The 14,294-nt window shown below is 38.8% G+C and carries 15 protein-coding genes and 1 riboswitch; of the genes, 8 read left to right on the forward strand and 7 right to left on the reverse strand.

Annotated features, from left to right (window positions below; translation table 11 throughout):
- Window positions 1-63: 63 nt before the first annotated feature.
- The 6 genes from MKZ14_RS02145 (at window position 64) to MKZ14_RS02170 (ending at window position 5,413) form a co-directional block, all read left to right on the forward strand.
- Window positions 64-639, forward strand: a complete 576-nt coding sequence (locus MKZ14_RS02145) for a VanZ family protein (protein WP_238542710.1) — start codon at window positions 64-66, stop codon at window positions 637-639.
- A gap of 328 nt (window positions 640-967) precedes the next feature.
- A complete protein-coding gene (locus tag MKZ14_RS02150) occupies window positions 968-1,696 on the forward strand; it encodes a hypothetical protein (protein ID WP_333006200.1) in 729 nt (242 codons plus the stop codon).
- A gap of 24 nt (window positions 1,697-1,720) precedes the next feature.
- On the forward strand, window positions 1,721-2,215 hold the full coding sequence (gene ybaK / locus MKZ14_RS02155; RefSeq protein WP_036078139.1) for a Cys-tRNA(Pro) deacylase: 495 nt from the start codon (window positions 1,721-1,723) through the stop codon (window positions 2,213-2,215).
- A gap of 126 nt (window positions 2,216-2,341) precedes the next feature.
- Window positions 2,342-2,977, forward strand: coding sequence for a YitT family protein (locus tag MKZ14_RS02160; protein ID WP_016992221.1), 636 nt, complete (start codon window positions 2,342-2,344; stop codon window positions 2,975-2,977).
- Window positions 2,978-3,078: 101 nt separating this feature from the next.
- Window positions 3,079-4,155 carry a hypothetical protein gene (locus MKZ14_RS02165; protein ID WP_016992222.1) on the forward strand — a complete coding sequence of 359 codons (1,077 nt, stop codon included), beginning with the start codon at window positions 3,079-3,081 and terminating at the stop codon, window positions 4,153-4,155.
- A 58-nt stretch (window positions 4,156-4,213) separates the two neighbouring features.
- The gene (locus MKZ14_RS02170) at window positions 4,214-5,413 is read left to right on the forward strand and encodes a glycine C-acetyltransferase (protein ID WP_016992223.1); all 1,200 of its coding nucleotides are present in this window, start codon (window positions 4,214-4,216) and stop codon (window positions 5,411-5,413) included.
- 130 nt (window positions 5,414-5,543) lie between these two features.
- On the opposite strand, the gene MKZ14_RS02175 is transcribed toward MKZ14_RS02170, so the two are convergent.
- The 6 genes from MKZ14_RS02175 to MKZ14_RS02200 form a co-directional block, all read right to left on the reverse strand.
- On the reverse strand, window positions 5,544-6,740 hold the full coding sequence (locus MKZ14_RS02175; RefSeq protein WP_312124018.1) for a CoA transferase: 1,197 nt from the start codon (window positions 6,738-6,740) through the stop codon (window positions 5,544-5,546).
- Complete coding sequence (locus tag MKZ14_RS02180; RefSeq protein ID WP_333006199.1) at window positions 6,737-7,897, reverse strand: alpha-hydroxy acid oxidase; 1,161 nt, start codon at window positions 7,895-7,897, stop codon at window positions 6,737-6,739. Before MKZ14_RS02180 ends, MKZ14_RS02175 begins: the two co-directional genes overlap by 4 nt.
- 14 nt (window positions 7,898-7,911) lie before the next feature.
- Window positions 7,912-8,691 (reverse strand): enoyl-CoA hydratase-related protein, encoded by a 780-nt coding sequence (locus MKZ14_RS02185; protein WP_016992226.1) that lies wholly within the window; start codon window positions 8,689-8,691, stop codon window positions 7,912-7,914.
- A 13-nt stretch (window positions 8,692-8,704) separates the two neighbouring features.
- Entirely contained in the window at window positions 8,705-9,376 is a 672-nt protein-coding gene (locus MKZ14_RS02190) for a methionine ABC transporter permease (protein ID WP_016992227.1), read from the reverse strand.
- A complete protein-coding gene (locus MKZ14_RS02195) occupies window positions 9,369-10,394 on the reverse strand; it encodes an ATP-binding cassette domain-containing protein (RefSeq protein WP_036078150.1) in 1,026 nt (341 codons plus the stop codon). The genes MKZ14_RS02190 and MKZ14_RS02195 overlap by 8 nt, the downstream gene beginning before the upstream one ends.
- Before the next feature lie 105 nt (window positions 10,395-10,499).
- Window positions 10,500-11,330, reverse strand: coding sequence for a MetQ/NlpA family ABC transporter substrate-binding protein (locus MKZ14_RS02200; RefSeq protein WP_333006198.1), 831 nt, complete (start codon window positions 11,328-11,330; stop codon window positions 10,500-10,502).
- 88 nt (window positions 11,331-11,418) lie between these two features.
- Window positions 11,419-11,523, reverse strand: a riboswitch (SAM riboswitch).
- 122 nt (window positions 11,524-11,645) lie between these two features.
- On the opposite strand from MKZ14_RS02200, the gene MKZ14_RS02205 reads away from it, so the two are divergent.
- Window positions 11,646-12,149, forward strand: a complete 504-nt coding sequence (locus MKZ14_RS02205) for a PPC domain-containing DNA-binding protein (RefSeq protein ID WP_112117230.1) — start codon at window positions 11,646-11,648, stop codon at window positions 12,147-12,149.
- Window positions 12,150-12,191: 42 nt separating this feature from the next.
- On the opposite strand, the gene MKZ14_RS02210 is transcribed toward MKZ14_RS02205, so the two are convergent.
- Window positions 12,192-13,361, reverse strand: coding sequence for a pyridoxal phosphate-dependent aminotransferase (locus MKZ14_RS02210; RefSeq protein WP_333006197.1), 1,170 nt, complete (start codon window positions 13,359-13,361; stop codon window positions 12,192-12,194).
- A 96-nt stretch (window positions 13,362-13,457) separates the two neighbouring features.
- Here MKZ14_RS02210 and MKZ14_RS02215 point away from each other — a divergent pair, with 96 nt between their 5' ends.
- Complete coding sequence (locus MKZ14_RS02215; protein WP_103117388.1) at window positions 13,458-14,252, forward strand: carbon-nitrogen family hydrolase; 795 nt, start codon at window positions 13,458-13,460, stop codon at window positions 14,250-14,252.
- Window positions 14,253-14,294 lie beyond the last annotated feature (42 nt).

The raw sequence follows: 14,294 nt of genomic DNA on the forward strand, positions 1-14,294 counted from the left end.
TTTCAGCTACTTGCAAGCAATAGTTGAGCATATTAAAATATGGGAAGGAATAAAGGGAAGTGGGTGTTAAGCTTGTCTAAAAACAACATAGCGGATGTTCAGAATAATGCCAAGCTCCCATTACCATATCGGGATGTCATTGATACATATTATTTGCCGCTAAAGGTAGCAGGTTGGATTTTATTTAGTATCTATTCATTTATGGCTTTTTATAAATTGGTTATTGATCGCCTAGTAGATGTAGTCGTCATTTTATTTAAAGGAGATTACTCTATAGGTGACTTAGGATTGTTTGATTATAGTAGTTGGCGTTTAACTACAAATTTTATTCCCTTCGAAACGATTCTCCGTTATATAAACTACTCTCAATATTTTAATTGGGAAATTATAATCGTTAACTTACTTGGCAACTTGTTAATTTTTACTCCAATGGGCTTTTTACTGCCATTACTATCGAAGAAATTCCGAAAAGCATGGATTATTATTTGTTTGGGCTTTTTTGCTAGTCTTGCTGTCGAAACCGTTCAATTTATTTTTACCGTTGGCTCTGCGGATATTGATGATTTAATTTTAAATACAATGGGGGCATGGCTTGGTTACTTAGCTTATAAAGGTATATTGATTAAACCCAAAAAATGAGAAAAGCAGTCCAGAATGTGAGGACTGTTTTTTTTATGTTGATTAACACTATTTGTTTAGTGTATATGTAATAAATTTTATTGAAAATAGTAGAGAGCTAATAAATGAATATGAAAAGTATTAGTCGGATGAGGTTCTTTATACCTATTTTTGAAAATGATTAGTATCTCTTTAGGAGGTTAGTAGTAATTAGTGCTTGAATTTAATAGTGAAAATTCCGATAATGAGTGTACAGAAACTATTCAAATGGTATAGATAGAGTGTGAGAAAGAAAGTTCATATCTGTTAACTTATTAGCATATGAAGATAAAAGGGCGAGGTGAAAACTATGAAAATAACAAATTTAATGGAACAAGAAAGAATTTCATCCCAGCATAATCGTAAAAAAATACTGCAGCGTAAAGAGGCAGGAGATGCCTATAGAAAAAATGCGATGTATTTTCAGCCAAAGAAAAACCCATTATTGATTGAACTTGAAAATTTACTGTTAGGGCGTACTGACCAAGATTTATATGAGCAACAGCAAGAAGAGTCAAAAGAAGTAACTCCTCGGCAGCAAGCCATTATGGAGGATTTACAGCAAACAGAAAAGAATGTACGGGCCCATGAGCAAACCTATAAGGTAGGAATGAATGATAACGCTGATTCCTCGCATATATCCGATTCAGAACTAGGTGACACACTACTGCCCATTTTAGAGCAGGTACGTAATGCAGCATTGTCATCAGCAGAGCCTTCTCCTCAAGATTTACGTGTGGCGCAAAGCGTTGATGCTCACATACAGCATATGTTAAATAATTCAAATGGTGACGAGGTTTCCACAAATGAAAGCGAACCATCTTTTGTACGTGACATCATCGAAGTGAAGGTTCCTGAACGTTACGCGAAGGAATTGAAATTGGACCCATTTGCAGATACAATTTTCGGTAAGAATTATGAGACTGCATTCAAGTTAAGAGCATTCAAACAGGCATCGGAAAGATATGCGGCTCACGTTCAAATGACGAAAAATGGCTATCGTCCAGACAAGGATTCTATGTTCTCTTTGATAGCCTGATGCTGTAGATAGGAGATTGTTGACATGGCAAAGGCAAAGCATGCGAAAACGAATGCGATTCGTTTATTAGAACAACAAAAAATGCATTTTGATGTGATGGAATATGAAACAGGGGACGGTCAAGTTGATGGTGTTTCTGTAGCTGAGAAAATAGGACAGCCTGTTGCTCGGGTATTTAAAACATTAGTAGCAAAAGCAAGTGCACAAAAGCTATTTGTATTTGTTATTCCAGTAGCTGAGGAGCTGGACTTAAAAGCAGCGGCAAAGGTGGTTGGGGAAAAGAAAATCGAAATGTTAGCGGTAAAAGATCTACTTAGCCATACTGGTTATGTTCGTGGTGGATGTTCACCAGTAGGAATGAAGAAGTTATATCCAACGGTCATTGATGCATCTGCTCAAGAACAAGGTAGTATAATTGTTAGCGCTGGGAAAATTGGTATGCAAATTCATGTTCAAGTAGATGATCTGAAAACTATAACAAAGGCACAACTTGCCTCAATTACAGCTACCCATGAGTGAGAGAATGGGTAGTTTTTTTATGTGTTAAGATGAAAGGTTTAGATCAAGCACAATAGCTTAATTTTGGTTGAAAGTATGATAAAGTAATAGCAATAGCAATATTATTCATAGAGAGAAGGATAAGGAATGCGTAGAATAATGGGGTGGCGTTGGACCTTTTTTATTGGTGGCTTAATTGTGATGTCACTTGGAATCACGATGTCGATAAAGGGGAAAATCGTTGGCACAAGCCCATGGGATGTTTTACATGTAGGTCTCTTTCAAAATTTTGGGTTAAGTATCGGCACATGGTCTATTGTAACAGGACTCTTTATAGTTGCTTCAACATCCATTGTATTACGTCAATGGCCAAAGATAGGTACTTGGCTCAATATGCTGCTAATCGGCTCGTTCATTGATGTATTTAACTGGCTGTTGCCCTCAACGGATGTATATGGCTTACAAATTACATATTTTATTATTGGTTTATTTGTTTTGAGCTTTGGCTGTGGGATGTATATTGCACCGAATATGGGCGCAGGACCAAGGGATACCTTAATGATGATACTTGTTGAAAAATTTGGTGGATCTATTAAGACAGCAAGAATGGGAATTGAAGTACTTGTAACAATTGTTGGCTGGCTTCTAGGAGGGCCAGTTGGAGTGGGGACGGTATTGATCGCCTTAACCTCAGGCTATATTGTGCAATATTCATTACCGTATTGTCGTAAAATATTAATGAAATGTATTGGAAATATGGAGGGCATGAAGCCTTTCTATTAATTCATGAAGCTACTTTTATCTGTCATAGATAGAAGTGGCTTTTCATCTTTTTTGGTGTTCCTTCATATAATGCAGGGCGGAAGCTAAAGGAGGAACGACATTTGAACGGAAATGTAACGTATTATTTTGGACACGCATTGACTGGTCAAGGTGTGAAGCATTTATATAAAGAAATGATGGAAGAAGCGGCGCTTGTTTATTTTTTGCAAGGGCCTGCCACATTTAAAGGTTCAGAACTGTTAAAAGAACTAGGATACTTCTATGTGAAACAGGGCTTTGCCGTCGAGTGGTTTAAGCATGCTTTATTAGAGGAAGTTGTTGAGGCCGTTTATGTAAAAGGCTGTAACAGACTTTTTGTATGGGCATCTGAGTGGAATATCGAGCCAACTTTACTCGGTACAAAGCATCGTGTCATGTCTTTCTATGACTGCTTAGAGGATATACAGCTTAAAAAGGTTGGAGAACAACTTGCTGAGGCGATGCAGGAGCGTGCAACTTGGCGTGAAAAATGCATAGCAAAACTGGATCAAGCAATCAAGCTACATGATGACTGGGAGGTTGTCACACAAAGTTGTATGAACTGGCAGGCATTAAATGAACAGGTAGAAAATTTAAAGAATGAAGTGTTTCAATCCATTGTTTTGAATAAATCAGGTAACCGAACACATCGTTTACTTGGAACGTTAACTCCTAGAGGTGCGGAAAATACAGTGGAAAGTATCACCAAGAGTATCACGACTCGCTTCATGATTAAAGGCAAGCCAGGTACAGGTAAATCTTCATTAATGAAAAGTTTAGCGGATGAGGCAAATGCAAGAGGGCTTGATGCACAAATTGTTTGGTGTGGCTTAGATGCGGGATCTGTGGATATGGTCATTATCCCAGAGCTAAATTTCTGTATCTTTGATAGTACAGAGCCACATATCTTTTATCCAGAGGATGGTAGATTAGGGGATAAGATATTTGATATTGGGCAACATTGTGCGCTTTCAGAGGAAGCAGAAACTGCGATTGAAGCAGTGCGAGCGCAATACAAAGAAGCTATACAGGATGCGATGGGCCATTCCAAACGATATGCAGAAGCAGAATATACCGTCCGTCGCCTATTAGATAATTGTCTATCCGCTTCTTTATGGCGTGAAAAAACAGCGCCACTATTCGAAAGATTAACAAAGTAATGTAGCTAATGGCTTGCATGTGCTAAACTAGGAGCGAGAACAGTTTTCCTAGGAAAGGATGATACGCTTGTCAAAAGTATTGAATGCATTTTTAGATGAAAACCTACAAGCCCTACATGAACAAGGCTTATACAATGAAATCGATCCAGTAGAGGGAGCAAATGGCCCGATTATTCAGGTCCGTGGAAAAAATCTTGTTAACTTATCCTCTAACAACTATCTTGGTTTAGCAACAAATGAAGAATTAAAGCGTATTGCCAAAGAGACAATTGATAAATACGGTGTTGGAGCAGGTGCTGTTCGTACAATCAACGGGACACTTGACTTGCACGTAAAATTAGAAGAAAAGCTTGCTGAATTTAAAGGAACAGAAGCGGCTATTTCTTATCAATCTGGATTTAATTGTAATATGGCAGCTATTTCGGCTGTAATGGATAAAAATGATGCCATTCTATCTGATCAATTAAACCATGCCTCTATTATTGATGGATGTCGCTTATCAAAGGCAAAAATCATCGCGTTTAATCACTCTGATATGGAGGATTTACGTGCAAAGGCAAAGGCAGCAAAGGAATCAGGTTTATACAATAAAATCATGGTTATCACAGATGGTGTCTTCTCAATGGATGGTGATATTGCTAAATTACCTGAAATTGTGGAAATTGCGAAAGAGTTTGATTTGATTACGTATGTGGATGATGCACATGGTTCAGGTGTAACAGGTAAAGGAAAAGGAACTGTGAAGCATTTTGGATTAGAAAAAGAAATTGATTTCCAAATTGGTACATTATCAAAAGCCATTGGTGTAGTAGGTGGCTATGTAGCAGGTAAGAAAAATTTAATTGATTGGCTAAAAGTTCGCTCACGCCCATTCCTATTCTCAACAGCATTACCACCAGGTGATGTAGCCGCTATTACAGCAGCCGTGCAAATGCTGATTGATTCAACAGAGCTACACGATAAGCTGTGGGATAATGGCAACTATTTAAAAGCGGGGCTTGAGAAGCTTGGCTTTAATATTGGCGCGTCTGAGACACCAATTACACCATGTATCATTGGGGATGAAAAGTTGACACAGGAATTTTCAAAACGTTTATTTGAAGAAGGCGTTTATGCAAAATCGATTGTCTTCCCAACAGTTCCAAAAGGTACAGGACGCGTTCGGAATATGCCAACAGCGGCACATACAAAAGAAATGCTTGATGATGCAATTGCGATTTACGAGAAGGTTGGTCGTGAATTAGGCGTTATTCAATAAGAAAAAGGCTTCCTCATTAATGGGGAAGCCTTTTTGCATGATAGAAATGAAAAAGTGTAGGATAGAATCAAAAAAGTGACCGATAGAAGCTTAAATCTAATTGGTAGCGATCTAAAAATAGACAATCACTTTATTTTGACCCAATTATTTTGGCTGCCTTGAGCTGTTGAATAGCTTGATCAGAAATATTTAATGCCTGTAAAATTTCTTCATTATGTTGCCCTAAAGTAGGGGCTGCATTTGTTAGCTGTCCAGGTGTTTGTGAAAACTTAGCTGGGAAGCCCAATGTTCTCATTGGTCCAGCAGTAGGGTGCTCATAGGACAGTACCATGCCACGCTCTAGTATATGAGGGTCATTTAATGTTTGATCATAAGAATAGATTGGACTAGATGGTACACCGTGCTTATCCAATAGTTCGAGCCAGTAGATAGCCTTATGCTTGATTAGCTCGCTTTCAATTTCTGCTTCCAGCTCCTTCACATGTTGGGCACGTGAATAGTTGGTAGCAAAGAGAGGATTGTCTAACCAATCAGGTCGATTGACAACCTTTACAGCAAAAATCTCCCATAGCTTTTGATTGCCAGCACCTACTAGAATATAGTCATCCTGTGTTTTGAAACCTTGATAGGGCGCTGACACACGATGGGCGGTTCCTGTTCGCTCAGGTAACTCACCTTGTCCGAAGTAAGCAGCGGCTTCCCAAACAGTCCACGCAAGACCTGACTCCACTAAGGACACATCAATATATTGACCTTCACCACTACGAAGCTTATAGATATAGGCCATTAAAATGGATTGTAAGGCTGTTTGTGCAGCGGCAATATCATTCACCGCAAAGCCAACTTTTACAGGTCGGCCATCTGCTTCACCTGTCATATGCATTAAGCCACTCAGACCCTGAGCCATAATGTCATAGCCACCCTTTTGACTATAAGGACCTGTTTGACCATAACCGGAAATAGAGCAGTAAATTAGGCCCGGATTGATGGCTTTTAATGTGTCATAATCAATCCCAAGCTTTTTCGTGACACCTGGTCGATAATTTTCCACAAGTACATCAACAGATTGAATCAATTCTTTAAATAAAGCCAGTCCCTCAGTAGTTTTTAAATTGATGCAGACACCTTTTTTATTACGATTAACCATCATATACATATGACTTTCTTCATTAACGAATGGACCCATTGTACGGGTATCGTCTCCATTTGGATATTTTTCAATTTTGATAACTTCTGCACCCATATCTGCTAACACCATCGTGCAATAAGGACCCGCTAAGACTTGTGATAAATCGACAACCTTTAATCCTTGTAATGCTTGTTTCATTTAACCTCAGTCCCATCCTGTTTGACTAATGTGATGTTACGTAATCCCTTGACAGAGGTGGCGCCTGCTAATGCGATGGAAACCTTTAATTCATCATAAAGATTGGTCATCACCTTTTCGACGCCTTGTTGTCCTTCAAGGGCTAGCCCATAGACGAAAGGACGCCCAATTGCAACGGCATCCGCTCCTAAAGCAAGTGCTTTTAAGGCATCCATGCCACGATATACACCACTATCTAATATAATAGGAATTTGTCCATGCACAACTTTCGCAATAGCAGGAAGGGCATCAAGTGAACCAATCACGCCATCTAATTGACGGCCGCCATGGTTTGATACAATAATGCCATCAATACCATTGTCGATAGCTAGCTTTGCATCTTCAGGATGTAAAATTCCCTTCAATAATATAGGAAGATTTGTACGTTTTTTTAACTCTCGAACATGCGCCCAATTAAGTGTTGGGTGGAAGACATTTTGCAAGACACCTTGTACATAGGACTCGAATGAATCATCAGGTAAAGTGGCTGTAAAAACGGGGTCATTCATATAATTTCCTCTTGCATAGCCTAGCTTCAATGGTGAAAATTGATTGCGTACATCTTCTTCACGCCAGCCAAGCATTACGGTATCGACAGTTAAAACGATCGCTTCAAATCCAGCTTCCTCTGCACGTGTAGCCATACTAAAAGCAATTTCTTCATTAGTAGACCAATATAATTGAAACCATTTTGTTGCAGAAGGCGCAGCTTGAGCAACTTCTTCAAGAGCAAAAGTAGAAACGGTGCTTTGTATATAAGGAATATTTAAAAACTGGGCGGCACGTGCAACGGCAAGCTCACCTTCATCGTGAACCATTCCGTTCATGCCTACAGGAGCAAAAAGCAAAGGAGTTGGATATGTTTTACCAAACAAATGAACCGATGTATCAACTTTTGACACATCATTTAAAAATCGGGGAACAATGGAATACTTCTCAAAAGCTGCACGATTATTGCGCCGTGTTTGTTCACCGCCAGCACCTGAACGGATGTAGCCAAAAGGTCCAGCTTCGATTTTTTCCGCTACGGCCTTTTCTAAATCTGCAAAGCAAATGGGGAAGGGGGCTTGTGCAGTTATATTTTTTAAGAGTAGATCGCCATCAGTTATGTTTGTCATCGTTACTACCTCACTTATTGATTGAAAATAGGCTTTCTTTTATTTAAAAAGGCTTGAATACCTTCGTTATAATCGTCTGAACTAAATGAATCCAAAACTAACTGTGCCAGCTCATCGTTTTCTTCATTTTCACCATCTACAATTGCTTGGATAATTTTTTTGATGCCTGCGTTTGCAATGGATGATTTACTTAATAAATGTTCAGCGAATTGCACTGTGGCCTTTTCAATATCCTCTGGTTCGTGTAGGGCCGTGATTAAACCAATATTTTTTCCTTCTTCAGCTGTAAAAATAGTAGCTGTGTACAAAATTTCCTTTGCCTTAGCGACACCAACAATATTGATGAGACGTTTCGTGCTTTCTAAATTATAGACAATACCTATGTTTGCAGCGGTGATACCTAGCTTACTCTTAGGTGTTGCTATTCTAAAATCACAAGCGTTTGCTAACTCTAAGCCTCCACCAATTGCTAAGCCCTGAATCATAGCAATTGTCGGGTGCGGAAATTTATAAAGAGCATCGATCGCCTTTAGAGCCAATTCATTATAGGCTTTGGCATTGTCTGTAGCATAACGAACATCTAAAAACTCGCTAATATCTGCACCAGATGAAAAGGCTACTTCATTGACACCGCGAACAATTAAGAGCTTGATAGTAGAATCTACACGTAGTTGCTCAAGGTGGTCTGCTATAGCTTGAAACATTGCCCTTGATAAAGAATTTCGTTTTTCTGGGCGGTTTAATACTAACGTTGCAATATAGCCATTTTTCTCTACATAAATTTCCTTTGTCATCTTCATTCTCCTCTTAATCTTTTTTCAACTTCGCAGCGAAGCGGTTTCCGATGGATTGAATGCTCTGCACAAGGATGATTAAGATAAAGACAGTTGCATACATCACATCAACCTCATAACGTAAATGACCATAGCGATAGGCAAGGTCACCTAAACCGCCAGCACCAACCATTCCTGCCATTGCTGTTGCACCAATTAATCCTATTGTGGCAATCGTTAAGCCTAAAATAATAGATGGTCGAGCTTCACGTAATAGGACATGCCAAATTATATGGCGACGTTTAATACCCATGGCTGTGTAGGCTTCTACAACTCCTGAATCCACTTCTAAAAGGGCAGATTCCATCAGTCGTGCAATATAAGGAGCCGTGTAAACAACTAACGGAACGATTACACCTTTAACACCAATTGTTGTACCAACAATTAGCTTGGTAAAAGGTAAGATGAAGAATAATAAAATGATAAATGGAACAGAGCGAACAATATTGATGAATAGATTAAAAAACTGATAGAAAAATTTATTTTCAAAGGATTGTCCTGGTCGAGTTAAAACGATTAATAGCCCTAATGGAATACCAATTAGAATGGAGAACAACAATGAAATTCCGACCATTTGAAATGTTTCCATAATTGCTTTGCCAATAACATCTGACCAATCTGTAAAGAAGCTTTGGATACTACTCATTGAACGCACCTCCTAATTCTTCCACTGCTACGCCATTTTCTGAAAAATACGTTAGCGCCTTTTGGACAATATGCGTCTCGCCATGTAGATGCACCACAATATTGCCGACAATACCGTTTTTTAATTCAATAATATTAGCTGTTAAAATATTTGGTTGCACATCGTATATCTTAGTGACTTCTGCTAATAATGGCTTACCAGTACTTTCACCAAGAAATGTTAAACGGATTACACTTCCTGAAACATTTAATTGCTCAATAAGAGAAGGGGATAAATTACGTTGTGAAATTGTATTCAAAAACTTTCGCGTTGTAGGGTGCTTCGGTTTTGCAAAAAGTTCAATCGCTGTGCCAAATTCCACAACTTTCCCTGACTCTAGAACAGAAACCTCATCGCAAATTTTTTGAATTACATTCATTTCATGGGTGATGAGCAGAATCGTAATGCCTAATTCCCGATTAATTTTTAACAACAATTCAAGAATGGCTTCCGTTGTTTCAGGATCAAGTGCACTTGTTGCTTCGTCACTAAGTAAAATCTCTGGTTCCTGTGCTAAGGCACGTGCAATAGCCACACGCTGTTTTTGACCACCTGAAAGTTGATTTGGGTAACTATCTAGTTTATCTGTTAAGCCGACAATTTCGGCATACTTAGCTACTCGGTTTTTTACTTCCGCCTCTTTATAGCCTAGCAGCTTTAAGGGAACAGCAATATTATTGTAAACCGTTGCTGTTTTTAGTAGATTGAAGTGCTGAAAGATCATCCCGATTTTTTGGCGTGTTTGACGTAATTCATGAAGAGAAAGGGTCGTAATGTCTACATTGTCTATCACTACTTTTCCCGCTGTAGGACGTTCTAGTAGATTAACGCAACGAATGAGTGTACTTTTCCCAGCACCACTATAGCCGATTACTCCATGAATTTGTCCCTTTTTTACATGAAGATTGATGCCATCCACAGCTTTTATGATGCCTTTTTTCGATTTAAATTCTTTTGAGATATTTTGTAATTGAATCATGCGATTATTTGCTCCTTTCTCAACCTTCTAAAAAGCAAGAATCTGCTCGTTTTCCTATAGAGGAATTTCGGCAGATTCTTCGGCTTTAGAAGCTTTCTGAATGTTTTACCAGCTAGGGATTACAGAACCTTTAAACTCTTCTTCGATGAATTGACGTACCTCATCAGATTGATAAGCCTCAACGAACTTTTTAATTGTTGGATCATTTTCATTTTCAGCACGCACAACAATATAGTTCACGTATGGAGAATCAGTAGATTCCAATAAAATAGAGTCATCTTTAGGATTAATGCCAGCTTCTAATGCAAAGTTTGTATTAATAGCTGCTACATCTACTTCACTAAGTTGTTTAGGAATTTGAGCTGCCTCTAATTCAATGAATTTTAAATTCTTTTTGTTTTCTTCTACATCACGGATCGAGGCTGTTAAGTCTGCGCCATCTTTTAACTTAATATAGCCAGCTTCCTGTAAAACAAAGAGGGCACGTGCTCCATTCGTTGGGTCATTTGGTAAGCCAAACGTTGCACCGTCAGGAATGTCATCAAAGGATTTATATTTTTCTGAGTAGATACCCATTGGATTTAAAATCGTCTTGCCCACTGGTACTAAATCTGTATCATGGTCTTTATTAAATGTATCTAGGAAAGGCTCGTGTTGATAGCTGTTAGCATCAAGATCACCTTCAGCTAAGGATGTATTAGGTAAAACATAGTCAGAAAATGATTTTAGTTCTACTTCTAGCCCATTTTCTTTTGCTACTTTAGCGGCTACTTCTGCAATTTGTTCGTGTGGACCAGAAGTGACGCCTACAACGATTTTCTTTTCATCAATTCCTTCAGTTTGGCTTTTACTATCTTCTTTAGAGCCACAGCCTGCTAAAGCTGCTACTAATGTTAAACTTGCTAAACCTACTAAAAATTTATTTTTCTTTTTCATGAAAATACCTCCAAGATTGTTTTTATCGGTTTTTTGAAAATAAAAAAACTCTCTTACAAATTAAGAGAGGCTCATGAAAAGATGTCCTCTCTTATCTATCAAACGAAGATCGTTTGCAGGATTTAGCACCTTCCTATAAAAAGGAGGTTGCCGAGCTTCATAGGGCCAGTCCCTCAGCTACTCTTGATAAGAGATTTATAATATTTTTTTGTAATTCCGATAGAACTAATATAATTTATAGGGTATAGTAAGTCAATAAATAATTTTTAAATTTTTTATATAATTATAATATTTCGACGCAAAAGAGGGATAACAATGTCTGTAAGAGTTAATTATGGTATAGGTTCATTTGGTAAGGTTATTAGTGCTCGTTTTCTAACGGGAACAGATATCATTGAAGGGATTGAAGCGCTTTGCGAAGAGAATAGCATAGAGTCAGCAACAATTGTAAGCTGTATTGGCAGCTTTCAAAAAAGCAGCTTTGTTTATTTAGTGCCAGATGCAACAGCTCAAATTCAAGTTCGTTTTAGTGATGTGATTGAAAAAGAGGGACCATTAGAATTTATTCAAGGTTCAGGTGTGGTGTGTAAGCGAGATGGTGGATATGAGACACATTTCCATGGTTCTATGAGCGATCAATGGGGTGTTGTATCAGGTGGGCATTTAATAAAAGGGGGCAACCCTGTTATTACTGCTGACATCGTGTTGGCAGAGGTACAAGGGATTCAACATATTCGAAAATGGGATGATGAAACAGGTCATGTTCAATTTTATCCATTAGAAAATGGTTTAGGGCAACCAAGGAAAATTGAAAAATAGTAATAATCCTGTAGCTAGGGATAGCTACAGGATATGGCGTCATTATCTTTTAAACAATTGTAATTGCTCGATTCTATGGATTGCTTCACGTAAGCGCTCCTCACTAACCAGCAATCCTACGCGTACATAGCCTTCACCATATTGACCGAAGCCATTACCTGCTGCTACAGCGATATCAGCTTTTTCGAGCAAAAGATCAGCAAACTGTTCACTTGTATAGCCTAGTGGTACAGGGAGCCATGCGAAGAAGGAGCCTTTTGGAGCCGTAACATGCCAGCCAATTCTTCGAGCTTCTTCAATGAGTACATTGCGGCGACGCTCATAAGTAGCTCGTAGTTCATCCGCACATTGTTGGGAAGCCGTCAGTGCTACTGCTGCGGCTTGTTGAATGGCAGGGAATTGACTACAAAACAGATGATCCTGAATTAGATTAATAGCAGCAATAATCTCGGCATTCCCTACAGCGAAGCCTATACGCCAGCCAGCCATATTATAGGTTTTCGATAATGTATACATTTCAACTCCTACTTCTTTTGCACCCTTTGCTTGAAGGAAGCTAACTGGTTTATTACCGTCAAATCCTATTGCCCCATAAGCAAAATCATGTGATACGATAATATTGTGCTCCTTCGCAAAGCGAACGGTCTCTTCAAAAAACGCAAGTGATGCTGTACCACCTGTAGGGTTGTTCGGGTAATTTAAGTAAAGAAGCTTTGCTTTTTCTTTCACTTCATCAGGTAATGCATGATAATCAGGTAAGAAATCATTTTCAGCAAAAAGGGGCATTACTTCAAAATTGACGTCTCCTAGTACAACACCTGATAGGTAATCTGGATAGCCAGGATCTGGTAAGAGCATCGTGTCACCAGGGTTTAACACAGCTAAAGGTAGCTCAACTAGACCAATTTTTGTTCCACCAAGAATCGCTACCTCTGTATCTGGATTTAGTTCTACCTGATATTCACGTAGATAAAAGTCCGCAGCAGCTTGGCGTAATTCAGCGAGACCTCTAAAAGGTGAATATTTGTGGTTTTGAGGATTTTCAGCTGCTTCCTGTAATGCTTGAATGATGTGAATAGGCGTTGGCTGATCGGGATTTCCTTGCCCAAGGTTAATGACATCACGCCCTTCTTCTAGAGCCGAGTTTACTTTTTGAACGAGTGCTGCAAAAAATTGAGTGGGTAGTTGCTGTAGTTTTTTAGAGAATTCCATGCATGATCACCTTTTTCAGAATATAATAATTATTATTGAAGAATATGAAGCAAATAGTATTACTTTTTCTGTTAATTGTCTAGAGGAGGAATAGAGATGAAAATCGGTTGTATTCAATTAAATGTTGGCTTTGGCAAAGTTGAAGAAAATTTTGAACGTGCCGAGGATAAGATTCGTGAAGCTGCAAAAAATGGGGCAGAAATCATAGTGTTACCTGAAATGTGGAATACAGGCTATGCTTTAGAGAAACTGCCTGAGCTAGCAGATATCAATGGTGAGCGGACAAAGACCTTTTTGGCTAAACTTGCTAAGGAACTTGATGTACATATTGTAGGGGGCTCTGTTTCAACAAAGAAAGGCGATAAATTTTATAATACGATGTATACCTTTGATCGTAATGGAGAACTTGTTGGGGAATATAGCAAGGCACATCTTTTCCGTTTAATGGACGAGCATCTTTACTTGGAAGCAGGGGATGAAATGAATCGTTTTGCTTTAGATGATATTGAAGCTGCTGGTGTCATTTGCTATGATATTCGCTTCCCAGAATGGTTACGTGCACATGCATTACAAGGAGCAAAGGTATTATTTGTACCAGCGCAGTGGCCAACTCCAAGGATTGACCATTGGAAAACGTTGCTACAGGCTCGTGCAATTGAAAATCAATGCTTTGTCATTGCAGTAAATCGTATTTCGAAAAAGGTAGAAAATTTTAATGGGCAGTCTATGATTATTCAGCCTTGGGGAGAAGTATTATGGGTAGGTGCTGAGGACGAGGAAGTAGCAGTGATCGATGTAGACTTTTCTATTGTCGATGAAGTACGTGGAAGAATTCCTGTTTACGATGATCGTAGACCTGGATTGTATCACGATGTAGTTGTGAAAGGGTAATAAAGGGCACGCTTAGGAGGGGAGTTAACCTTTTAAGCGTGC

Source organism: Lysinibacillus sp. FSL P2-0066, from assembly GCF_037969495.1.
Lineage (GTDB): Bacteria > Bacillota > Bacilli > Bacillales_A > Planococcaceae > Lysinibacillus > Lysinibacillus boronitolerans.